Origin of the sequence: Microbacterium halophytorum (assembly GCF_002970975.1) — a bacterium.
GTDB classification, from domain to species: Bacteria; Actinomycetota; Actinomycetes; order Actinomycetales; family Microbacteriaceae; genus Microbacterium; species Microbacterium halophytorum.
This window is the reverse complement of sequence record NZ_PNFA01000016.1, coordinates 86,972-108,514: the sequence shown is the minus strand read 5'-3', so window position 1 is coordinate 108,514 and position 21,543 is coordinate 86,972. Positions and strand designations below refer to the sequence as shown.

Below are 21,543 nucleotides of genomic sequence, written 5' to 3'. Positions count from 1 at the left end.
GGCGTCGCGCGAGGCTCTGGTCGAGGCGGAGGAGCGCCTGGTGGGGCTGGCTCCGGGGTTGACGCCGGATCAGGTGCGGAAGCTGATCGTGCGGGTCGAGGCGCATCTGGATCCGGATGGTCTGGAGCCGGCGGAGGATCGTCTGCGGGCGGAGCGGTTCTTGTTCGTGCGGGAGGAGCGCGACGGGTCGATCAGTCTGAAGGGGTCGCTGGACCCGGTCTCGGGCGCCCCCGTGAAGGCCCTGATCGACGGGATGGTGACCAACGCGATCCGCACCCGTGGGCGGGCGAGCGGGCCCAAGGGCGAGGCAGGCGGCGTGGTGTGTGCGGAGTGCGGTGCCGCCGCGGGCGATGTCGACGAGAGCGGCGGCGGGAGCCGTGACGGGAGCGGCGGCGGGAGCGGTGGCGAGCTGCTCGTGTGCGGGCATCCGCGGTCGGTCCTTGTGAGGGGCTCCGCCGATGGAGGTGCGGCGGGCGCGGAGGCCCAGGGTCTCGCGGACGGGGCCGATATCGGTCCGGCCGTGGATGCGCGCACGCGCAAGCAGATGCAGGCTGATGCGCTCGTCGACATCTGTCGTCACGCGCTGGGCTGCGAGGAGGTCGCGATGGGCCCGTCGACCACGGTCGTCGTGCGGATGAGCCTCGCGGAGCTCGAGCAGCGCACGGGCCAGGCGACGATCGACGGCCTCGACCGGCCCGTGTCGGCCGCCGCGGCGCGCCGGATCGCGGTCGATGCGCAGGTCATCCCGGTCGTGCTCGGGTCGACGAGCGAAGTGCTCGACTGGGGCCGGGCGAAGAGGCTGTTCACGCCGGCCCAGAAGCTCGCCCTGGCCGAGCGCGACGGGGGTTGCGCGTTCTGCGGGGCGGAGCCCAGCATGTGCTCGGTGCATCACATCGACTGGTGGGTCCGCGACCGCGGCAAGACGAACCTCGCCGACGGCGTGCTGCTGTGCACTGGCTGCCATCATCGCGTCCACGACGACGGCTGGGGCATCGAAATGCGCGGCACGGGCACCGGGGGAGAAGTGTGGTTCATCCCGCCCCCGTGGCTCGACCGCGCCCGCACGCCACGCCGCGGCATGAACACCCACTTCGGCCTCGCCGCCTGAGCGCGCCCACGGGAGCAGTGCGCCTGCCGTGCCGGCGACGGTCCGCCGTGTGCCGCGGCCGCGCACTGGCGCCCGCCGGAATCGACAAGGCCCGGTCAGCAAGAGAGAACTCTGCCTGACCGGGCCTGATCCGTGGGTGCCCCCGGAGGGATTCGAACCCCCGACCTTCGGTACCGGAAACCGGCGCTCTATCCCCTGAGCTACGGAGGCGGACTGGAAGAGCCTACCAGGATCGCGGGCGCGCTCCGATCCCGCTCGGCGCTCGCGCGTGGCGCGCTCAGCCGCCGACGGCGGGCTGCGGCTGCTCCGTCACGGCCTCGACCGGCACCGGTGCGACGAGGGGGCGCGCCGCTGCGGCGACCTGCTCGGCGAGGTAGCGGTGCCCGGCGTCCGACGGGTGGTCATTGCCGGTGTCGGACGTGTCGATCACGTCCGCGTAGTTGTCCTGTGTGATCCACTCCTCGGCGATGGGGGAGACGTACGGCCACCCGCGCTCGTCGGCCAGCTCGGCGAGGTCGCGGTCGATCCTCGCGGTCGTCTCCTCGACGGGCAGCACCTGCGGCGCGGGCCCCAGGATCAGCACCTCGGCATCCGGGAACTTGTCGGCAATCGCATCCCACGCCTCGTCGACGGCGTCGCGATAGCCGCGCGCCGGGAGCTTCCTGTCGTTGATCGAGCCCTGCAGCACGACCAGGTCGGGGTCGATCGCCCCGTCGAGGGCGTCGATGCGCTCGCCGAACGTGCGGCCCCAGACGCCCTCGCGGAGGTATCCGCTCGCCGGCTCGCCCGCGACCGTCACGTGCCAGCCGCCGATGCCGGCCAGGCGATAGGCGTACCCGTTCTCGCGCTCGCTCGCCGCCGTGCCGTACGTCCAGGAGTCGCCGAACACGAGCACCTCCGCATTGTCGCCGGCGGCCCCGATCGCGTACGGCCCCTCCGGTTCCGAGAGCGCGACGGGGGCGCTCGGCTCGGTGCGGAGGGAGAGGACGGCGGCGGCGCCCGCGGCGATGACCGCGAGGCCCGCGGCGGCCGCGATGATGCGGCGGCGGAGGGAGCGTCGGGAGCGCATAGTGGCACGCTAGGCGCTCGGAATCACACGGCGATAACGTCCGGATGATCGTGACGAACACGAGATGACGCGCCCGATGCGGCGCCGCGGAGGCGGCCGCCGATGGGCGAATCGCCAGGCTCCGCGCCACTAGAATCGGTTCCCATGGGTCCTGAAGCTCTCGCCGCCGCCGTACTCGACGTTCTCACCGACACCGCGGCGCGGCTCCGACCCGACGAGGAGCTCGGCGCGAGCGTCGCCGACATCACGGTCGAGCGGCCCAAGAACCGCGACCACGGCGACTGGGCGACGAACGCCGCCATGAAGTTCGCCAAGCGCCTCGGCACCAACCCGCGCGAGCTCGCGGGCGATATCGCCGCAGGCCTCGAGCAGGTCTCCGGCATCGCCTCCGTCGAGGTCGCGGGCCCCGGCTTCATCAACGTTCGGCTCGACGCGGCCGCGGCCGGCGAGCTGGCGCGCACGATCGTCGACGCGGGCGACGCGTACGGCCGCAACGACGCGCTTGCGGGCGAGACGATCAACGTCGAGTTCGTCAGCGGCAACCCGACGGGCCCGCTGCACATCGGCCACACCCGCTGGGCCGCTCTCGGCGACGCGATCGGCCGACTGCTCGAAGCGAGCGGCGCGCGCGTGGCTCGGGAGTACTACATCAACGACGCCGGCGAGCAGATGCGGCGCTTCGGGGCGAGCGTGTACGCCGCGATCGCGGGCGAGGACGCCCCGGAGGACGGCTACAAGGGCGGCTACATCGACGCCCTGGGTGAGCGCGTGATCGCCGAGCTGCCGACGGTGCTCGAGCTCGACCGCGAAGACGCGATCACCCAGGTGACCGAGATCGCGTACCGCCTGCAGCTCGCGGAGATCAAGGCGTCGCTCGATGACTTCAACGTGCAGTTCGACGTCTGGTTCTCGGAGCGCGAGCTGCACGCGGGCGACCCGAGCAGGATCGACCAGGCGGTCGACCGCCTGCGCGAGCAGGGCCACGTCTTCGACGCGGACGACGCCGTCTGGGTCCGCACGACCGACTTCGGCGACGACAAGGACCGCGTCATCCGCCGCGGCAACGGCGTCTACACCTACTTCGCCGCCGACGCCGCGTACTACTTGAACAAGGGCGACCGCGGCTTCAAGCACAAGATCTATCTGCTCGGCGCCGATCACCACGGGTACGTCGCGCGCCTGAAGGCGCTCGCGGGCTCCGCAGGAGACGACCCCGACAAGGACATCGAAGTGCTGATCGGTCAGCTCGTGTCGGTCAACGGCGCGAAGCTCTCGAAGCGTGCGGGCAACATCATCGAGCTCGTCGACCTCCGCGAGTGGATCGGCACCGACGCCCTGCGCTACTCCCTCGAGCGCTACCCGGCGGACTCGCCCCTCTCGCTCGACCCGGAGCTGCTGCGCAAGCGCACGAACGACAACCCCGTCTTCTACGTGCAGTACGCGCACGCCCGCACGCACAACGTCGGCCGCAACGCCGTCGACGCCGGCGTCACCCGCGACGCCTTCGCGCCGGAGCTGCTCGCGCACGAGACCGAGGCCGCCCTGCTCGGCGCCCTGCAGGAGTTCCCGCGCATTGTCGCGTTCGCGGCCGAGGAGCGCCAGCCGCACCGCGTCGCCCGCTACCTCGAAGAGGTCGCAGGCCTGTACCACCGCTGGTACGACAACTGCCGCGTCACCCCGAAGGGCGACGCCCCCGTCGAGCCCGTGCACGGCACGCGCCTGTGGCTGAACGACGCGACCGGCCAGGTCCTCCGCAACGGGCTCGGCCTGCTCGGCGTCAGCGCTCCCGAGCGCATGTGATCGGGCGGCGGGCCCGGATGGACGACGCACGTGGTCCCTCCGGGGCCCGCACCGTCGGGCCCGGCGCCCGGCGCACCGGTTACGGCGCGTGACGCCGCGCCCAGCTCCCGCGTCGTTCCGCGCGCGCGGTGCACCGTAGACTCGAAGGCGTGTCTTCTGACCGCACTCCCGTCCTCGCGCCCGAGTGGCTCAGCGTGCCCGACGACCCGAACGACCTCGCCGCCGGTGTGTGGCCGATCACGGCCCATCGCACGGGCGACGGCGAGCTGAGCATCGGCGGGGTCGCGGCGAGCGACCTGCGCGCCGAGTTCGGCACACCTGCGCTCCTCCTCGACGAGGAGGACGCGCGATCGCGCGCCGTCGCTGCGCAGCGCGCATTCACCCGCGCGGCCGAGGCGAACGGCACGAAGGCGCGCGTGTACTATGCAGGCAAGGCCTTCCTGAGCGTCGAGATCGCGCGCTGGATGACCGACGCAGGGCTCGGCATCGACGTCGCCTCGCGGGGCGAGCTCGAGACGGCGCTCGCCGCGGGCGTCGCGCCGGAGCGGATCGGCTTCCACGGCAACAACAAGCAGGCGCACGAGCTCGTGCGCGCCGTCGAGGTCGGCGTCGGGACCGTGATCGTCGACTCGGATGTCGAGATCGAGCGGCTCGGCACGATCACCTCGCGCCTGGGCAGGACCCAGAACGTGCTCGTGCGCGTGCGCAGCGGCGTACACGCGGACACCCACGACTTCCTCGCAACGGCGCACGAGGACCAGAAGTTCGGCTACTCGCTCGCCGACGCGGCCGGCGCGGTCGCGCGCATCCGGGAGCTCGAGGGCCTGCAGTTCCTCGGTCTGCACTGCCACATCGGCTCGCAGATCTTCGGCGTCGACGGCTTCCGCGAATCGGCGGCGCGCGTGCTCGAGCTGCACTCGGAGCTGCTCGAAGGCGGGGACGTCCCCCTCATGAACCTCGGCGGCGGCTTCGGCATCGCCTACACCCGCGCCGACGACCCGACGCCGCTCGCCGAGCTGGCGCGCGGCATCGTCGCCGCCGTGGCGGAGGAGTGCTTCCGGCTCGGGGTCGCCCTGCCCGAGCTCGCCTTCGAACCGGGCCGCAGCATCATCGGCCCCTCGGGGGTGAGCCTGTACGAGGTCGGCACGACCAAGCGGGTCGGGCTCTCCGGCGGCGACCGCACATATATCAGCGTGGACGGGGGCATGAGCGACAACGCGCGCCCCGCCCTCTACGGCGCGCAGTACTCGGCCAGGCTCGCGTCGCGCGAGGGCGCGGGCGAGCCCGAGCTCAGCCGCGTCGTCGGGCTGCACTGCGAGTCGGGCGACATCGTCGTCGACCACGAGTACCTGCCGGCCGACACGGCGCCGGGCGATCTGCTCGCCGTGCCTGCGACCGGTGCCTACTGCGCCGCGCTGTCGAGCAACTACAACCACACGCCGCGCCCGCCGATCGTCGCGGTGCGCGGGGGCCGCGCCAGGCTGATCGTGCGCGGTGAGACGATCGACGACCTGCTCGCGCGGGACGTCGCCTACACGACGGACGCGTTCGGAGCCGACGCCGAAGAGGGAGAAGAATGAACGAACAACGCCGCCTCAGGGTCGCGCTGCTGGGCGCCGGATCCGTCGGGTCCCAGGTCGCGAGCATGCTGCTCGAGCACGCCGACGCCCTCGCCGAGCGCACGGGCGCGCGGCTCGAGCTCGCCGGCATCGCGGTGCGAAACCTCGACGCGCCGCGCGACGTCGACCTGCCCCGCGAACTGCTGACGACCGATGCCGAGAGCCTCATCGTGGGGGCCGACATCGTGATCGAGCTGATGGGCGGCATCGAGCCGGCGCGCTCGTACATCCTGACGGCGCTGCGCGCCGGTGCTGACGTCGTCACGGGCAACAAGGCCCTGCTCGCCGAGCACGGCGCGGAGATCTACGACGTCGCCGACCAGGTCGGCGCCTCCGTGTCGTACGAGGCGGCCGTCGCGGCGGCGATCCCGATCATCCGGCCGCTGAAGGACTCCCTCGCGGGCGACAGGGTCGAGCGCATCTTCGGCATCCTGAACGGCAGCACGAACTACATCCTCGACAAGATGGACCGCGAGCAGCTGCCGGCCGAGGAGGCGCAGCAGCTCGCCACCGACCTCGGGTACCTCGAGGCCGATCCCACGCTCGACCTCGGCGGCTACGACGCGGCGCACAAGGCGGCGATCCTCGCCAGCCTCGCCTTCCACACCAAGGTCTCCCTCGATGACGTGCACCGCGAGGGCATCGAACTCGTCACGGCGGACGTGATCGAGGGCGCCCGCAGTGCCGGCTACGTCGTCAAACTCCTCGCCGTGTGCGAGCGGCTCACCGAGCCGGAGGGCGAGTCGGTGTCGGTGCGCGTGTACCCGGCGCTGATCGACCGCGAGCACCCGATGGCCAGCGTGCACGGTGGCAACAACGCCGTGTTCGTCGAGGCCGCGGCCGCGGGGCCGCTGATGTTCTACGGCGCCGGCGCGGGCGGTCGCGAGACGGCCTCCGCCGTCATGGGCGACGTCGTCTCGGCCGCCCGCCGCCACATCGCCGGCGGCATCGGCGTGGGCGAGTCGCCCCGCCTGAGCCTCCCGGTGGCGCCGGTGGGCCGCATCCTGACGCGCTACCAGGTGCGCCTCGAGGTCTCGGACGCGCCGGGCGTGCTCCAGGAGATCGCCGGGATCTTCAACGACGAGGGCGTCTCGGTCGCGACGGTCGACCAGTCGCAGGTCGAGGAGGGCGAGGACGGTGCGCGCCGTCGCGCCGTCATCGTGCTTGCGACGCACCGCGCGCGGGAATCGGCGCTGCAGGCGACCGTCGATCGGCTCCGCGCCAGCGACGTCGTCTCGCACGTCGTGTCGGTGCTGCGCGTCGAGGGGGAGTGACGTGACGGACGCCGCTTCGCCCCGGTCGGCGCGCGCATGAGCGCCGCCGAGCGCACCGTGTGGGTGCGCGTTCCCGCCACGAGCGCGAACCTCGGGCCCGGCTTCGACACGCTCGGCCTCGCGCTGAGCGTCTACGACGAGCTCGAGGTCACGGCGCTGGCCGGCGACGCGCTCGAGATCGAGGTGTCGGGCACGGGCGCCGACGAGATCCCCCGCGACGAGTCGAACCTGATCGCACAGACGATCTGGCGCGTGTTCGAGGGGGTCGGCGCCGAGGCGCCCGGCCTCCGCATCGTCGCGCGCAACGGCATCCCGCACGGCCGCGGCCTCGGGTCATCCGGCTCGGCCGTCGTCGCGGGGATCCTCGCGGCGAAGGGCCTGCTCGAGGGCACGGCGTCCTTCACCGACGACGACCTCCTGCGCATTGCGACCGAGATCGAGGGCCACCCGGACAACGTCGCGCCCGCGCTGTTCGGCGGCCTCACGATCGCCTGGATGGACCAGACGGGGCCGCAGCACAAGAAGCTGCTCGTGCACCGCGGCGTCTCGCCGCTCGTGTTCGTGCCCTCGTTCACGATGTCGACGAAGGTCGCGCGCGGCCTCCAGCCCGATCAGGTCCCGCGCGAAGACGCCGTCTTCAACGTCTCGCGCTCGGCGCTGCTGATCGCGGCGCTGACGCAGAGCCCCGAGCTGCTGCTCGCGGCGACGGACGACAAGCTGCACCAGACCTACCGCGCCAGCGCGATGCCCGAGACGAACCGTCTCGTCACAGCGCTGCGCGAGGCGGGCTTCGCGGCCGTCGTCTCCGGCGCCGGGCCGAGCGTGCTCGTCCTCGCGGACGGCCCCGGCGGTCGCCTCGAGGCGGTCGACGTCGCGAACGCCGTCACGGACGCCCCGTGGGAGCCGCTGATCCTCGCCGTCGACTTCAAGGGTGGTACAGTGAGGAATCAAGCGGAGGGTGCCTTCGAGCACGATATCTGACCTCCGTCGCAAATCTGCGAAGCCCCGCACGGTGCCTGACCGTCTGCCCGGATGATTTCTGACGCGACAACCTGTGCACCGGCGCACGACGTGGCGCGCGCACGGCGATTCCCCCAAGGGGAACGCCCGCGGTGGCTGACATCTCCACGCCCCGAACAAGGAGTTCACGTTGGAGTCCACCTCCGATAACGCATCGGCCGACCAGGCGGCACCCGAGGCCGCGGCCGAGGCGAAGGCGCCGCGCAAGCGCGCGCCGCGTCGCGTCAAGACCGACACGACGACGGCCGAGGCGGCCCCGGCCGCCGAGGGAGCGACCGAGGCGCCCGCGGCGGAGGCCGCGCCCGCCGAGAAGCCCAAGCGCGCCCCGCGCCGCCGCACGACGAAGGCGGCGGAAGAGGCGCCGGCCGAGGCCGCCGCCGAGGCCGCGGCGCCCGCCGAGGCGGCCGCACCCGCCGAGGAGGCGCCGAAGGCGCCCGCACGTCGTCGTCGCACGACGAAGGCCGCGGAGAAGCCCGCGGACGAGACCCCGGCCGACACCGCCCCCGCGGCGGAGGCGGCCGATGAAGCGCCGAAGGCGCCGGCACGTCGTCGCCGCACGACGAAGGCCGCGGAGAAATCCGCCGAGGAGGCCGCAGGCGACGCCGCGGCCGAGGCCCCCGCGGCCGACGCGAAGCCGGAGCCCGCCGAGGGCGAGAAGAAGCCGGCGCAGAAGGGCCGCAGTCGGAAGACGGCGAGCGCCAAGGCGAGCGCCGCGGCCGACGCAGAGAAGGCGGAGGCCCCCGCGACGGAGGCCGGCGAGAAGCCCGGTGACGACTCCGGCGCGGCGCAGGGCGAGAAGCCCTCCGGCGAGCAGAGCGACAAGACGGCGGGCAAGCCCGCCGAGAAGCAGGGCGACAAGCCTGCCGAGAAGCAGTCGGACAAGCCCGGCGACGCCGACGACGGCGAAGAGGGCTCGGGCCGCGGCCGCCGCAGCCGCAACCGCAACCGGAACCGCAACAAGGGGTCGGGCGACGGCGACGGGGACGACAAGCAGAACCAGGGCCAGAACCAGAACGGCCGCGGCGGCAACGGGGGCCGCGGGGATCGCGGCGACCAGCAGCAGGGCGACGGCGGTTCGGCGCGCGGCCGCGGGCGCGGCAAGCGCCGCGGCGGCCAGGACGACGAGTTCGAGCCCGAGATCACGGAGGACGACGTCCTCATCCCGATCGCCGGCATCCTCGACGTGCTCGACAACTACGCGTTCGTCCGCACGACCGGCTACCTCCCCGGCCAGCAGGACGTCTACGTCTCGCTCGGTCAGGTCAAGAAGTACCACCTGCGCAAGGGCGACGCCGTCGTCGGCTCGATCAAGCAGCCGCGCGAGGGCGAGCAGCACGGGCGCCAGAAGTACAACGCGCTCGTCAAGGTCGACTCGATCAACGGCCTCTCGGTCGACGACGCGGCGAACCGCGTCGAGTTCGGCAAGCTGACGCCGCTGTACCCGCAGGAGCGGCTCCGGATGGAGACGGCGCCCGAGAAGGTCACGCAGCGCGTCATCGACCTCGTCTCGCCGATCGGCAAGGGCCAGCGCGGCCTGATCGTCGCGCCCCCGAAGGCGGGCAAGACGATCGTGCTGCAGCAGATCGCGAACGCGATCGCGCACAACAACCCCGAGGCGCACCTCATGGTCGTCCTCGTCGACGAGCGCCCCGAAGAGGTCACCGACATGCAGCGCTCGGTCGCCGGCGAGGTCGTCGCCTCGACGTTCGACCGCCCCGCCGAGGACCACACGACGGTCGCCGAGCTCGCCATCGAGCGCGCCAAGCGCCTCGTCGAGCTGGGTCGCGACGTCGTCGTGCTGCTCGACTCGATCACGCGCCTCAGCCGCGCCTACAACGTGACGGCCCCGACGTCGGGTCGCGTGCTCTCGGGCGGCGTCGACGCGGCGGCGCTGTACCCGCCGAAGAAGTTCTTCGGCGCGGCGCGCAACATCGAGAACGGCGGCTCGCTGACGATCCTCGCGACGGCGCTCGTCGAGACGGGCTCCAAGATGGACGAGGTCATCTTCGAGGAGTTCAAGGGCACGGGCAACATGGAGCTGCGCCTCTCGCGCCAGCTCGCCGACAAGCGCATCTTCCCGGCCGTCGACGTGAACGCGTCGTCCACGCGCCGCGAGGAGATGCTGCTCAGCGCCGACGAGGTCCAGATCACGTGGCAGCTGCGCCGCGCCCTCTCCGGGCAGGACGCACAGCACGCGCTCGCGCCGATCCTCGAGAAGCTCCACCAGACGCAGTCGAACGTGGAGTTCCTCGTGCAGATGCGCAAGTCGATCCCGGCCGGCAACGGCCGCGACGCCGACATCCGATAAGGCGGGCGCATGTTCGAGTCGGTTGACGCGCTCATCGACGAGCACCGCAGGGTCCAGGAGGAGCTCTCCGACCCCGCGGTGCACGCCGACGCCGCCAGAGCGAAGCGCGTCAACCGGCGCTACGCCGAGCTGAACCGGATCGTGGCCGCGCACAGTGCGTGGCAGGCGGCGGGGGAGGACCTCGCCGCCGCCCGCGAGCTCGCGGCGGAGGACGACGCGTTCGCCGACGAGGTCCCGGCGCTCGAGGAGCAGCTGGCGCAGGCACAGGAGCGCCTGCGCAGGCTGCTGATCCCGCGCGATCCGGATGACGCGCGCGACGTCATCATGGAGATCAAGGCGGGCGAGGGCGGCGCCGAGAGCGCGCTGTTCGCGGCCGACCTGCTCCGGATGTACCTGCAGTACGCGGCGTCGCAGGGCTGGAAGTCGGAGATGATCGAGTCGGACGACTCGGATCTCGGCGGCTACAAGAACGTGCAGGTCGCGTTCAAGGGCTCGTCGAACGACCCGGCGCAGGGCGTCTGGGCGCACCTGAAGTACGAGGGCGGCGTGCACCGCGTGCAGCGCGTGCCCGCCACCGAGTCGCAGGGCCGCATCCACACCTCGACCACCGGCGTGCTCGTGTTCCCCGAGGTCGACGAGCCGGATGAGGTCGAGATCAGTCAGAACGACCTCAAGATCGACGTGTACCGCTCCTCCGGCCCCGGCGGCCAGTCGGTCAACACGACCGACTCGGCCGTGCGCATCACGCACCTGCCGACGGGCATCGTGGTGTCGATGCAGAACGAGAAGAGCCAGCTGCAGAACCGCGAGGCCGCGATGCGCGTGCTCCGCGCGCGCATCCTCGCGCGCCAGCAGGAGGAGCAGGCGGCCGCGGCGGCGGACGCGCGCAAGAGCCAGATCCGCGGCATGGACCGCTCCGAGCGCATCCGGACGTACAACTTCCCGGAGAACCGCATCGCCGATCACCGCACGGGGTACAAGGCCTACAACCTGGATCACGTGATGAACGGCGCCCTGGAACCGGTGATCGAGAGCTGCATCCAGGCCGACGAGGCCGAGCGCCTGGCGTCGCTCGCAGAATAGCGCGCCCCGCGACAACCGATATCCTTGTGGTGCCCTACCGTGCGGCGTATGATGCGGGCAACTGCTATATCGGTTGAGCCGACACCCGAAGCCGCCTCAGCCGCACTGGCCGGCACGACATGTTGAACATGTGATTGTCAGCGCGCTCCCGTCTACGACGGACCCGCGCCGATCTGCCCCGATCCGACGATCACATGCCGTGGCGACACAGCCGAGCACGCCTTCGAGCGTGCCCGCCCCTTGTGTTCGTCCACTCTCAAAGGATCAACGTGGATACCCGAAGGCGGGGGTTCTCCCTGCTCACTCTCGGCGCGCTCTGTGCCGCGCTCTTCGCCTCATTCGCCGCCGCGCCCGCATTCGCGGACGACGGCGCGCCCCCGACGGAACAGCAGGCGGTCGACGACCCGACGGCCGCCGCGGAGCCGCCCGCGCCCGAACCCGAACCTCCGGCTCCGGAGCCCGAGCCTCCCGCCCCGGAACCCGAACCGGAGCCGGAGCCTGCCGCTCCGGAGCCGGAGCCGGAGCCTGCGCCCGAGCCGGATGCGTCGGCGTCGGAGCCCGAACCCCCTGCGCCGGAGCCTGAACCCGAGCCCGAGCCGGAGCCCGAGCCCGAGCCCGAGCAGACCGGCGCCGCCGATACCCCGGATGACGGGGAGGTGGGCGACGACGAGCAGAAGTCCGAAGCCGGGGGCGACAGAACCGCCGCCGTCACGGAGGACGAGGAGGGGCAGGTCTGCGAGGAGCTCAGCACCGGCAAGATCGAACCGGGCGGAAGTCAGGAGGAGATCGTCATCACGGCGCCGGAGGGCAAGCTGATCTCGGCGTACTGCGTCAAGGCCGGTTCCGCCCAGGCCGGCAACGGCCCCGAGTACGTCGTCGTCGACCCGCCGCAGAAGGAAGTGACGATCAGCCACTCGAGCGGCAAGGACATCTCGCACTATTCGGTGCTGTACGTCGACGAGCCCGAGCCGGGCATGGTCACCGTCACGAAGAACGTGATTGGAGTCGAAGAGGGCGCGGAGTGGGAGTTCGCGCTCGATCTCTCCGGCGATGCCAGGGTGGTCGATCAGGATTCTCCGACGGCGACGTGGGACGGGCTCGATCCGGGCACGTACACGCTGTCCGAGCCGACCCTCCCGGAAGGGTGGTCGGGCGGTCCGATCTCCTGCGACGCCCCGGATGCCGACCCCGGAGCCGCTGGCTACCAGATCGAGATCACGTCGGGCCTCGCCGTCATGTGCGACCTGACCAACACGAAGCACGTCACGACGGAGGAGCCGGGCCAGGTCTCGCTCACGAAGAGCGTGACGGGGCTCGAGGACGGCACCGCGTGGGAGTTCGAGGTCGATCTGTCCGGCGACAGCCGGACGGTGGACCAAGACGCCCCGACGGCCACGTGGGACGGGCTCGAGCCCGGCACGTACACGCTGTCCGAACCGACGGTCCCCGACGGCTGGACGGGCGGGCCCATCACCTGCGACGCGCCCGATGCCGACGACGGGGCGACGGGCTATCAGATCGAGGTCACCTCGGGCCTGATGGTCGAGTGCTCGCTGACCAACCACAAGAAGGTCACGACGGTCGAGGAGTTCGGCCAGATCTCGCTCACCAAGCACGTGGACGGGGTCGAGGACGGCGAGGCGTGGGAGTTCGAGGTCTCGCTCGACGGCGACATGAGGACGGTGAGCGACGACTCTCCGACGGCGACGTGGGACGAGCTCGCGCTCGGCACCTACACGTTGTCCGAGCCGACTGTGCCCGACGGGTGGACCGGCGGCGACATCACGTGTGATGCGCCCGACGCAGATCCCGGCGCCGCCGGCTACCAGATCGAGGTCACGGACGGCGCGACGGTCATGTGCGACCTGACGAACACCGCCGTTCCCGAGGAGCCGACCCCGCCCGAGGAGCCGACCCCTCCCGAGGAACCGACCCCTCCCGAGGAGCCCTCGGATGACGAGGAGCCGGCGCCGATCGCGATGGTGACGCCGCCTGCGGCGACGCCGGCGGCGACACCGGCTCTCGCGGAGACCGGCGGCGGGGCTTCCCCGAACGCCGCGATCATCGCCCTCGGCATGCTCCTGCTCGGCGCTGCCCTGCTCGGGTACCGCCGCTTCACGGGCCGGGGAGGTGAGCGCGTGTAGCGAACGAACCCCACCGGGGGCACCGCTCGGATCGCCGCAGGGCAGACGATCGACCTGAGCGGTGCCCCCGGTGGTCTGCGCGCGGCGGGAAGCGCCGCCGGCGGGCGGCATGATGGAGTCATGGTGCCCACGAACGGAACGGTGTGAGCGTGCGGATCCACGAGATGAGGCTCGCGGAGCTCGCGCGGACGATCAGGGAGGGCGAGCTCTCGCCCGTCGAGGTCGTCCGCGACTGCCTGGAGCGCATCGAGGCGCGCGCCGACCTCGGTGCGTTCATCACGGTCACGGGGGAGCGCGCCGTCGAGCGCGCCGAAGCGCAGGATGCCCTGCGTGCGCGCGGCGGGGCGCCCAGCGCGCGCGAACCGCTGTGGGGCGTCCCGCTCGCGGACAAGGACCTCGTCGCCCGCGCCGGCGTGCGCACCACCTACGGCTCGCGAGGGTTCGCCGACTTCGTTCCCGAGCACTCCGACCCGTCGGCGGAGGCGATCGACCGCACGGGCGCGATCAGCGTCGGCAAGACGAACACCCCGGAGTTCGGTATGACGGGGTACACCGAGAACGCGATCGCGCCGCCCGCGCGCAACCCGTGGCAGCCCGCGACGGGCGCGGGTGGGTCGAGCGGGGGAGCGGCCGTCGCCGTGTCCGCACGGCTCCTGCCCGCCGCGCCCGCTTCTGACGGCGGCGGGTCCATCCGGATCCCGGCGGCCACCGTCGGGGTGGTCGGGCTGAAGCCCTCGCGCGGGCGCCTCCCGTTCGCGAACGGCCTCGGTTCTCCCGGCGGGCTGTCGGTCGCCGGCCCGATCGCGCGCTCCGCGGAAGACGCGGCGCTTCTGCTCGACGCGCTCGCCGGCGGGCCCTACTCGTACGCGACGCGGGCCCCTGGCACCGGCGACGGGCACGACTCCCTGGTCGCCGCCGCCCGGAGCGATGCCCCTCCGATGCGGGTGGGCGCGACCCTCGCGACGCCGTGGGACGGCTGGACCGACACGGCGCTCGACCCGCGCGCGCTCGCCGCATACGAGCGCGCGATCGGCATGCTCGGCTCCGCGGGGCACGGGGTGGAGGAGGCGGGCTGGCGCCCCCGCGGGTACCCGGAGATGTTCACGACGATCTGGCGGGCCTCGGCGGCGGCGATCCCCGTTCCGGACGACGAGCTCGACGCGAGGCTCGAGCCGTTCACCGCCTGGCTCGTGCGGGAGGGGCGCTCGCTGCGCACCGAGGGCGCCATCCGGGGCTACCAGGACGCGACCGCCTTCGAGCGCGAGACGATCGCGGCGCTCTCGCCGTTCGACGCCGTGCTCACCCCCGCGCTGGCCCTCGCGCCCCAGCAGGTCGGCTGGCACGCCGAGGCGGCGACGCCGCTGGGGAACTTCGAGCGGCAGTGCATGTACGCGCCGCACACGAGCTTCGTGAACGTCTGCGGGCTCCCCGCGATCACGGTGCCGATCGGCGACCCGGATGCCCCTGGCGAGCGGCCGTGGAGCGTGCAGCTGGTCGGGCGACCGGGGGGAGAAGCAGCGATCGTCGCGCTCGCGGCCCAGCTCGAGAGCGCGCGAGGGCCCCTTCCCGCGCCACCGGGAAGCTGACGAGGAGAGGGGCCGAGCGGATCCGCCAGTCGCCGCCTCTCACATCCGGACGACCGTCTTGCCCGCGCCCCTGCCTCGGCCGAGGCCCCGGAGCGCCTCGGCCGCTTCTTCGAGCGGCAGTTCGCGCGTGATCACCGGCCGCACGGCTCCGCTCTCGGCCAGGGCGGCGAGGGCTTCGAGGGACTCGCGGTCCTCCTTCGAGGTGAGCATGATCAGGCGGTGCCCGACGAAGGGGTTGATCAGCCCCGCGCCGATCGACCTCCCGAAGCCGCCCATCGCGGCGGATTCCGGTTCGGAGCCGATGATCACGAGCGCGCCGCCCGGTACGAGCGCGCGCCGCATCGCGCTGACGGGGCGGTGGCCGCCCGCGTCGAGGATCGCATCGAACGGCCCGCGCGCGAGCGCATCCTCCGCGGCGTAGTCGACGATTGCATCGGCGCCCGCTTCGCCCGCGATGTGCGCCTTCGCGGCGCTGCACACCGCCGTCACGTGCGCCCCCTCGGCCTTCGCGATCTGCACGGCGAGGTGCCCGACCCCGCCGCCCGCGCCGCACACGAGCACGCGAGCCCCGGCGGAGACGCCCGCTGCCCGCACGGCCCGCCACGCGGCGGACCCGGAGATCGGCAGGGCAGCGGCCTCGGCGGCCGTCAGCGCATCCGGGCGTCGCACGACGCGGTCCGCCGCGGCGACGGTCCGCTCGGCGAGGGAGCCGCTGCCGTGGGCGACGCCGAAGACCGCGTCGCCCACGGCGAGGTCGTGGACCCCGTCGCCGACGGCCTCGACGACGCCCGCGACGTCCCCGCCGATCACGCGGCCGCCGCGCAGCGGCATCATGAGCCGGATGAACGACGGGCGCCCCTCGAGCAGGTGCACCGTCCCCGCGTCGACGGCCGCCGCCTCGACGCGCAGGAGCACCTCGCCCCGCCCCGGTTGCGGGACCTCGCGGTCCGTGATGGTCACTGCTTCCGGTCCGCCGTAGCGGCTCTGCACTGCTGCACGCATGTCATTCCCCATCCGGGTAGCCGAAGACTTCGTCGATCGCCACGCCGAACGCGCGTGCGATCAGGAACGCGACCTCGAGCGACGGCGAGTACCGCCCCTGCTCGATCGCGATGAGCGTCTGCCGCGTGATCCCGACACGCGACGCCAGCTCGGCCTGGGTCATCTCATCGCTCTCGAACCGCAGGCGGCGGATGCTGTTGGTCACCTTGGTCGGCTTCACCATCGCGGATCGAACCCGCCCCGGTACGCGGAGATCTTCGCGACCGACGAGAACACCGCCGAGAGGAAGAACCCCAGGAAGATCGCGTTCGCGACCCAGAACCCCGGTGCGCCCACCATTACGAGCACGAGGGCCGCGAGGGCCCCGAGCACGACGAACGCGTGCCCGATGCGCTCCGACCATCGCCCGATCAGCACGTCGCGCTCGTCCCCGCTGTGCGGATCCCGACGCGCGAGAAGGCCGAGAGCGGCGTGCAGCGCGATCGAGACCAGTACCGAGGCGCCGACCGCCCAGACCATGGGCCAGACGTACGCGGCCTCGGCCAGCGGGCCGCCGCTCGCCGAGGCGAACAGTGCGATCAGGTAGGCGGCGTAGCCGCCGGCCGCGACGACGAGCGAGATCCACGCTCCTCGCTCCTCGGGTGAGCTGTCCGATCCCATGCGCGTCCTCCGTCGATGTCAAGAAGAGGTGACATGGCGAATGTATGGCGAACGCGACATGGTGTCAAGAGTTTTTTACATCCCGCGAGACGCTGTGCCGCGACCCCGGTGATGCGGGCTCAGATCTGGTACTCGGGCGCCTGCAGCACCTTCCGGACGTCGTCGCCGGTCTGGCGCGCGCGCACCTTCGCCGGCACGCCGAGCAGCAGGCTGTTCGCCGGGGCGTCGCGGATCACGACGGCGTTGGCGCCGACGGCCGAGTCCGCACCGATCGTGACGGGCCCCAGGACCTTCGCTCCCGCGCCGACCGCGACGCGGTCGCCGAGCGTCGGGTGGCGCTTGCCCTTCGACAGCGACGTGCCGCCGAGGGTGACGCCGTGGTAGAGCATGACGTCGTCGCCGACCTCCGCGGTCTCACCGATCACGACGCCCGAGCCGTGGTCGATGAAGAAGCGACGCCCGATCGTCGCACCGGGGTGGATCTCGATGCCCGTGATCGCGCGCACGAGCTGCGAGCCGGCCCGCGCGATGAAGCGGAACCCGCGGCGCCACAGCCGGTTGTTGACGCGGTGCGCCCAGATCGCGTGCAGCCCGGGGTAGAGCAGCGCGATCTCCACCGATCCGCGGGCCGCGGGGTCGCGCCTGCGCGCGGCTGCGATGTCTTCGCGGATGCCGATACCCATACCGCCGAATCTACCGGGCACCGCGGGGTCGGGGCCCTTGTGTTTCGCCATCGGTCATCCGGAGTCCCGCACGCGCACCGAGGGCCCGGCTCGAACAGATCGAACCGGGCCCTCGGGTGACGACGGATCATGCGTCGCGGAGGTGCTCCCAGAGGAAGGTGGAGACGTAGCGCTCGCCGGTGTCGGGCACGATGACGACGATCTTCTTGCCCTGCGCCTCGGGGCGGCGGGCCACCTCGAGTGCCGCCCACACGGCGGCACCCGACGAGATGCCCGCGAGGATGCCCTCGTCCTTCGCGAGGGCTCGGGCCGTCTCGACGGCCTGCTCGAGCGGCGCCGTCACGACCTCGTCGATCACATCGCGGTCGAGGATGTCCGGCACGAAGTTCGCGCCGAGGCCCTGGATCTTGTGCGGTCCCGCCGTGCCCTCCGTCAGGAGCGGCGAGTCGGCGGGCTCGACGGCGACGACCTGGGCGCGGTGGCCCGTCTCCTTGAGCACCTGGCCGACGCCCGAGACGGTGCCGCCCGTGCCGACGCCCGAGACGAAGTAATCGAAGTCGCCGTCGGTGTCGGCGAGGATCTCCTTCGCCGTCGTCTCGCGGTGGACCTTCACGTTCGCCTGGTTCGCGAACTGGCTCGCCAGCACAGCACCCGGCGTCTCGTCGACGATGCGCTTCGCCTCGGTGACGGCGCCGTTCATGCCGCCGGCGGGGTCGGTGAGCACGAGCTCGGCGCCGAACGCGCGCAGCAGCACCTTGCGCTCGTTCGACATCGAGGACGGCATCGTCAGCACGACGCGGTAGCCGCGGGCCGCGCCCACGAGCGCGAGCGCGATGCCGGTGTTGCCGCTCGTGCCCTCGACGATCGTGCCGCCGGCGGGCAGCTCGCCCGAGGCCTCTGCGGCATCGATGATCGCCGCGCCGATGCGGTCCTTCACGCTCGAGCCGGGGTTGAAGAACTCGAGCTTCGCGAAGACCTCGGCGCCGGTGTCGGCGCTGACGCGGTTGAGCCGCACGAGCGGGGTACCGCCGTACGTGCTGGAGATGTCGTTGTGGATGCTGCCCATGGCACATGCCTTTCGCTGTCGGGTGGCTGTGCCGACAGACTATTGCCGCACGATTGCCGCGGGTCGAAGATGACGAAATCGGACGGGACTGCGGCTTCAGAACATTCCGGTTCGGTATCGGCCCGCCGTGCGGCGGCCTCCGCCCCGCGGCGCGACCGGTAGCGTTGATCCGCCCATGATGCTTCCCACCGCCGCCCTCACCGCTGCGCTTCCGCTCCGCGACGCGCTGCGCTCCGCCGCACGCCGCTTCGCGGAGGCGGGCATCCCCGACCCGCAGGTCGACGCCGAGCTCCTCGTCGCCCATCTGCGGGGCACGAGCCGCGGCGAGGTCCAGGCGGCCGCGCTCCGCGGCGATGTCCTCGAGATCCCGCAGGCCGAGTCGTTCGGGCGGCTCGTCGCGCGGCGAGCCGCGCGCGAGCCGCTGCAGCACATCACGGGCCTCGCACCGTTCCGCGGCCTGGAGCTGCGCGTCGGGCCCGGCGTCTTCGTGCCGCGGCCCGAGACCGAGATGGTCGCGGGCCTCGCGATCGCGGCCCTGCGCGAGGCGGGCGACGCGCCCGTCGCCGTCGATCTGTGCACGGGCAGCGGTGCGATCGCGCTCGCGATGGCGACCGAGGTCCCCGCCGCGCGCGTCAGCGCCGTCGAGAAATCGGTCGACGCCTACCTCTGGGCCAAGGAGAACGCCGCCCGCACGGGCGCGCAGAACCTGACGCTCGTGCTGGGCGACGCGGGGGAGGCGGCGACGCTGCGCGACGCGGCGGGCACGGTCGACGTCGTCGCGACGAACCCGCCCTACGTTCCGGATGACGCGGTGCCCCGCGACGAGGAGGTGCGGCTGCACGACCCGGCCATGGCCCTCTACGGCGGCCCCGACGGCCTCGACCTCGTGCGGCGCATCAGTACGGCGGCCCTCGAACTCGCCCGTCCGGGCGGCACCATCGTGATCGAGCACGCCGAGGTGCAGGGCGGGGCCATCCGCGAGCTGCTCGCGGCGGACGGCTGGCTCGGCGCCGAGACGCATCGCGACCTCACCGGCAGGGACCGCGCGACCGTCGCGATCCGTCCCGCGTGACCGCGCCGCGCGTCCGCGGCCGCGCCGAGGGCGGTTCGCGAGGTGCCCGGCAGTAGACTGAGCCCGATATGTCCACGCTCTTCGAATGCTCCGACCACTCGCAGCTCCTGGCGGGGATGCGCCGCGCCCGGCAGGCGATCGGCAGGGGGCAGCTCGTCGTCGTCCCGACCGACACGGTCTACGGCGTCGCCGCCGATGCGTTCAGCCCGGCCGCCGTCACGAGGCTGCTCAAGGCGAAGGGACGGGGGCGGCAGCAGCCACCGCCCGTGCTCGTGAGCGGCATCGATGCGATGCGCGCCCTCGTCGAGTCGGTGCCGGACGAGGTCCGCTCCCTCGTCGACGAGTTCTGGCCGGGCGGCCTCACGATCGTGCTGCCCGCGCAGCCGTCCCTCTCGTGGGACCTCGGCGACACCGAGGGCACCGTGGCGGTGCGGATGCCGGATCAGCGCATCGCGCTCGAGCTCCTGGAGGAGACCGGCCCGCTCGCCGTCTCCAGCGCGAACCTGACGGGGAAGCCGGCGGCGACGAGCGCCGTCGAGGCCCAGGACATGCTGGAGGAATCCGTCGAGGCGTACCTCGACGACGGCCCGTCGCGCACGGGCATCGCGTCGACGATCGTCGACGCGACCGCGCTCGTCACGGAGCAGGGGGATGCCCGCACCGTGCGCATCCTGCGCAGCGGCGCCGTGACCCGCGAGCAGCTCGCGGGTGTGCTCGGCGACCTCCTCGAGCCCGCGCCGGACGAGCCGACGGGAGACCCTCACGCGCACGTGCCGCCGCCGCCCGCCGCCGATCCGCGCGCCGCGTTCGCCGCCGCGCTGAAGGAGTCGACCGGCGACGACGCCCAGGGGAGCGCGTGAGGCAGTACGTCTTCGAGCTGATCCTCACGGCGACCCTCACGCTGGCGCTGTCGTGGGCGGTCTGGAGGCTCAGCCTGCGCTACAAGCTCTACCCGGGCATCCGGGAGCGCGACGTCCACACGACGCCGACGCCCCGCCTCGGCGGGATCGCGATGTACCTCGCCATGATGACGGCGCTCGTGGTATCGCAGGCGAACCCCTACTTCGAACTCGTGTGGGTCGACCCGGCGCTGATGTGGTCGATCGTCGGCGCGAGCACCCTCATCGTCGTGGTCGGCGTCGCCGACGATCTGTGGGACCTCGACTGGATGATCAAGCTCGCCGCGCAGTTCCTCGCGGCCGGCATCATCGCGATCGGCGGCGGCCTGCAGATCTATGCGCTCCCGCTCGGCGACCTCACGGTGTGGTCGAGCTGGGTCAGCATCGTGCTGACGATGTTCTCGATCGTGATCGTGATGAACGCGGTCAACTTCATCGACGGCCTCGACGGACTCGTCGCCGGCACGTGCCTGATCGCGAACGGCATCTTCTTCGTCTATTCGTACATCCTCGTCCGAGACACCGGGGCGAGCACGAACTTCAACCTCGCGACGCTCCTGGCGGTCGTGCTCATCGGAGCGTGCGCGGGCTTCCTGCCGATGAACTGGAACGGGGCCAAGCTCTTCATGGGCGACGCGGGGGCGCTGCTGCTCGGCCTGCTGATGGCGACGAGCGCGATCGCGATCACGGGCCAGCTCGAGCCGGCCATGCTCGATCCCGAGACGATCGGCCGCTCGCAGCTCGTGGGTGCGTTCCTGCCGATCCTCCTCCCTCTCGTGATCGTCCTCCTCCCGCTGGCCGATTTCGGGCTCGCCGTCGTGCGCCGCCTGGCCGCGGGCAAGTCACCGTTCTCCGCCGACCGGAAGCACCTGCACCACCGGATGCTCGACATGGGGCACTCCGACAGGGGAGCGGTGCTGATCTTCTACGCGTGGACGACGATCGTCGGCCTCGCGGTGCTGCTGATGTACCTCGGCGCCCGCGAGGACTGGCCCGGCGAGTACCGTCTCGGCATCCTGTTCGGCGCCGTCGGCGTCGTCGCCTGCGTCGTCGTGACGCTGCTCCCGCCCCGTCGGAACCGCCCGCGGAGGGAATCGGCGACCGCGGACTCGGCGGCTCCCTAGCCCGGCCCGATACCCTGGGCGGGCGC

18 protein-coding genes and 1 tRNA gene are annotated in these 21,543 nt (G+C 72.3%); 12 read left to right on the top strand and 7 right to left on the bottom strand.

Annotated features, from left to right (window positions below; translation table 11 throughout):
• On the top strand, window positions 1–1,108 hold a 1,108-nt coding region (locus C0010_RS14130), incomplete at its 5' end, for an HNH endonuclease (protein ID WP_158685526.1).
• A 137-nt stretch (window positions 1,109–1,245) separates the two neighbouring features.
• Here C0010_RS14130 and C0010_RS14125 read toward each other — a convergent pair.
• Window positions 1,246–1,318: transfer RNA gene (locus tag C0010_RS14125), tRNA-Arg, on the bottom strand.
• Window positions 1,319–1,385: 67 nt separating this feature from the next.
• Window positions 1,386–2,177, bottom strand: a complete 792-nt coding sequence (locus tag C0010_RS14120) for an SGNH/GDSL hydrolase family protein (RefSeq protein ID WP_105567733.1) — start codon at window positions 2,175–2,177, stop codon at window positions 1,386–1,388.
• Window positions 2,178–2,321: 144 nt separating this feature from the next.
• On the opposite strand from C0010_RS14120, the gene argS reads away from it, so the two are divergent.
• From argS to C0010_RS14080, 8 genes are all read left to right on the top strand, one after another.
• Complete coding sequence (argS, locus tag C0010_RS14115) at window positions 2,322–3,977, top strand: arginine--tRNA ligase (protein ID WP_105567732.1); 1,656 nt, start codon at window positions 2,322–2,324, stop codon at window positions 3,975–3,977.
• Between the two features lie 149 nt (window positions 3,978–4,126).
• The gene (gene lysA / locus C0010_RS14110; protein WP_105567731.1) at window positions 4,127–5,557 is read left to right on the top strand and encodes a diaminopimelate decarboxylase; all 1,431 of its coding nucleotides are present in this window, start codon (window positions 4,127–4,129) and stop codon (window positions 5,555–5,557) included.
• Window positions 5,554–6,870: a homoserine dehydrogenase gene (locus C0010_RS14105; RefSeq protein ID WP_105567730.1), complete on the top strand. Its 1,317-nt coding sequence runs from the start codon at window positions 5,554–5,556 to the stop codon at window positions 6,868–6,870. The genes lysA and C0010_RS14105 overlap by 4 nt, the downstream gene beginning before the upstream one ends.
• Window positions 6,871–6,906: 36 nt before the next feature.
• Window positions 6,907–7,851 carry a homoserine kinase gene (gene thrB, locus C0010_RS14100; protein WP_105567729.1) on the top strand — a complete coding sequence of 315 codons (945 nt, stop codon included), beginning with the start codon at window positions 6,907–6,909 and terminating at the stop codon, window positions 7,849–7,851.
• Window positions 7,852–8,020: 169 nt separating this feature from the next.
• Window positions 8,021–10,198 (top strand): transcription termination factor Rho, encoded by a 2,178-nt coding sequence (gene rho / locus C0010_RS14095; RefSeq protein WP_174150366.1) that lies wholly within the window; start codon window positions 8,021–8,023, stop codon window positions 10,196–10,198.
• A gap of 9 nt (window positions 10,199–10,207) precedes the next feature.
• Window positions 10,208–11,281 carry a peptide chain release factor 1 gene (prfA, locus tag C0010_RS14090; RefSeq protein ID WP_105567728.1) on the top strand — a complete coding sequence of 358 codons (1,074 nt, stop codon included), beginning with the start codon at window positions 10,208–10,210 and terminating at the stop codon, window positions 11,279–11,281.
• A 269-nt stretch (window positions 11,282–11,550) separates the two neighbouring features.
• Window positions 11,551–13,425 carry an MSCRAMM family protein gene (locus tag C0010_RS15180; RefSeq protein ID WP_198410859.1) on the top strand — a complete coding sequence of 625 codons (1,875 nt, stop codon included), beginning with the start codon at window positions 11,551–11,553 and terminating at the stop codon, window positions 13,423–13,425.
• Window positions 13,426–13,568: 143 nt separating this feature from the next.
• Window positions 13,569–15,011: an amidase gene (locus C0010_RS14080; RefSeq protein WP_232531969.1), complete on the top strand. Its 1,443-nt coding sequence runs from the start codon at window positions 13,569–13,571 to the stop codon at window positions 15,009–15,011.
• 39 nt (window positions 15,012–15,050) lie between these two features.
• Here the strand turns inward: C0010_RS14080 and C0010_RS14075 are convergent, their stop codons facing one another.
• The 5 genes from C0010_RS14075 to cysK form a co-directional block, all read right to left on the bottom strand.
• Entirely contained in the window at window positions 15,051–16,013 is a 963-nt protein-coding gene (locus C0010_RS14075) for an NAD(P)-dependent alcohol dehydrogenase (RefSeq protein WP_158685525.1), read from the bottom strand.
• A 1-nt stretch (window position 16,014) separates the two neighbouring features.
• Entirely contained in the window at window positions 16,015–16,236 is a 222-nt protein-coding gene (locus tag C0010_RS14070; RefSeq protein WP_105567726.1) for a helix-turn-helix transcriptional regulator, read from the bottom strand.
• A complete protein-coding gene (locus C0010_RS14065) occupies window positions 16,230–16,673 on the bottom strand; it encodes a hypothetical protein (protein ID WP_105567725.1) in 444 nt (147 codons plus the stop codon). The genes C0010_RS14070 and C0010_RS14065 overlap by 7 nt, the downstream gene beginning before the upstream one ends.
• A 119-nt stretch (window positions 16,674–16,792) precedes the next feature.
• Window positions 16,793–17,356: a serine O-acetyltransferase EpsC gene (epsC, locus tag C0010_RS14060; RefSeq protein ID WP_105567724.1), complete on the bottom strand. Its 564-nt coding sequence runs from the start codon at window positions 17,354–17,356 to the stop codon at window positions 16,793–16,795.
• A gap of 127 nt (window positions 17,357–17,483) precedes the next feature.
• Window positions 17,484–18,422: a cysteine synthase A gene (cysK, locus tag C0010_RS14055; RefSeq protein ID WP_105567723.1), complete on the bottom strand. Its 939-nt coding sequence runs from the start codon at window positions 18,420–18,422 to the stop codon at window positions 17,484–17,486.
• 178 nt (window positions 18,423–18,600) lie between these two features.
• On the opposite strand from cysK, the gene prmC reads away from it, so the two are divergent.
• The 3 genes from prmC (at window position 18,601) to C0010_RS14040 (ending at window position 21,517) form a co-directional block, all read left to right on the top strand.
• Window positions 18,601–19,494 carry a peptide chain release factor N(5)-glutamine methyltransferase gene (gene prmC, locus C0010_RS14050; protein WP_105567739.1) on the top strand — a complete coding sequence of 298 codons (894 nt, stop codon included), beginning with the start codon at window positions 18,601–18,603 and terminating at the stop codon, window positions 19,492–19,494.
• Window positions 19,495–19,562: 68 nt separating this feature from the next.
• Entirely contained in the window at window positions 19,563–20,354 is a 792-nt protein-coding gene (locus C0010_RS14045; RefSeq protein WP_105567722.1) for an L-threonylcarbamoyladenylate synthase, read from the top strand.
• Window positions 20,351–21,517 (top strand): MraY family glycosyltransferase, encoded by a 1,167-nt coding sequence (locus C0010_RS14040; RefSeq protein WP_105567721.1) that lies wholly within the window; start codon window positions 20,351–20,353, stop codon window positions 21,515–21,517. Before C0010_RS14045 ends, C0010_RS14040 begins: the two co-directional genes overlap by 4 nt.
• Window positions 21,518–21,543: the final 26 nt, after the last annotated feature.

What these genes read in the sequence shown, in the direction of transcription:
- C0010_RS14120 (WP_105567733.1), bottom strand. Translation starts at nt 2,177, where the DNA reads ATGCGCTCCCGACGCTCCCTCCGCCGCCGCATCATCGCGGCCGCCGCG.
- argS (WP_105567732.1), top strand. Translation starts at nt 2,322, where the DNA reads ATGGGTCCTGAAGCTCTCGCCGCCGCCGTACTCGACGTTCTCACCGAC.
- C0010_RS14105 (WP_105567730.1), top strand. Translation starts at nt 5,554, where the DNA reads ATGAACGAACAACGCCGCCTCAGGGTCGCGCTGCTGGGCGCCGGATCC.
- thrB (WP_105567729.1), top strand. Translation starts at nt 6,907, where the DNA reads ATGAGCGCCGCCGAGCGCACCGTGTGGGTGCGCGTTCCCGCCACGAGC.
- prfA (WP_105567728.1), top strand. Translation starts at nt 10,208, where the DNA reads ATGTTCGAGTCGGTTGACGCGCTCATCGACGAGCACCGCAGGGTCCAG.
- C0010_RS14075 (WP_158685525.1), bottom strand. Translation starts at nt 16,013, where the DNA reads ATGCGTGCAGCAGTGCAGAGCCGCTACGGCGGACCGGAAGCAGTGACC.
- C0010_RS14070 (WP_105567726.1), bottom strand. Translation starts at nt 16,236, where the DNA reads ATGGTGAAGCCGACCAAGGTGACCAACAGCATCCGCCGCCTGCGGTTC.
- C0010_RS14065 (WP_105567725.1), bottom strand. Translation starts at nt 16,673, where the DNA reads ATGGGATCGGACAGCTCACCCGAGGAGCGAGGAGCGTGGATCTCGCTC.
- epsC (WP_105567724.1), bottom strand. Translation starts at nt 17,356, where the DNA reads ATGGGTATCGGCATCCGCGAAGACATCGCAGCCGCGCGCAGGCGCGAC.
- cysK (WP_105567723.1), bottom strand. Translation starts at nt 18,422, where the DNA reads ATGGGCAGCATCCACAACGACATCTCCAGCACGTACGGCGGTACCCCG.
- prmC (WP_105567739.1), top strand. Translation starts at nt 18,601, where the DNA reads ATGCTTCCCACCGCCGCCCTCACCGCTGCGCTTCCGCTCCGCGACGCG.
- C0010_RS14045 (WP_105567722.1), top strand. Translation starts at nt 19,563, where the DNA reads ATGTCCACGCTCTTCGAATGCTCCGACCACTCGCAGCTCCTGGCGGGG.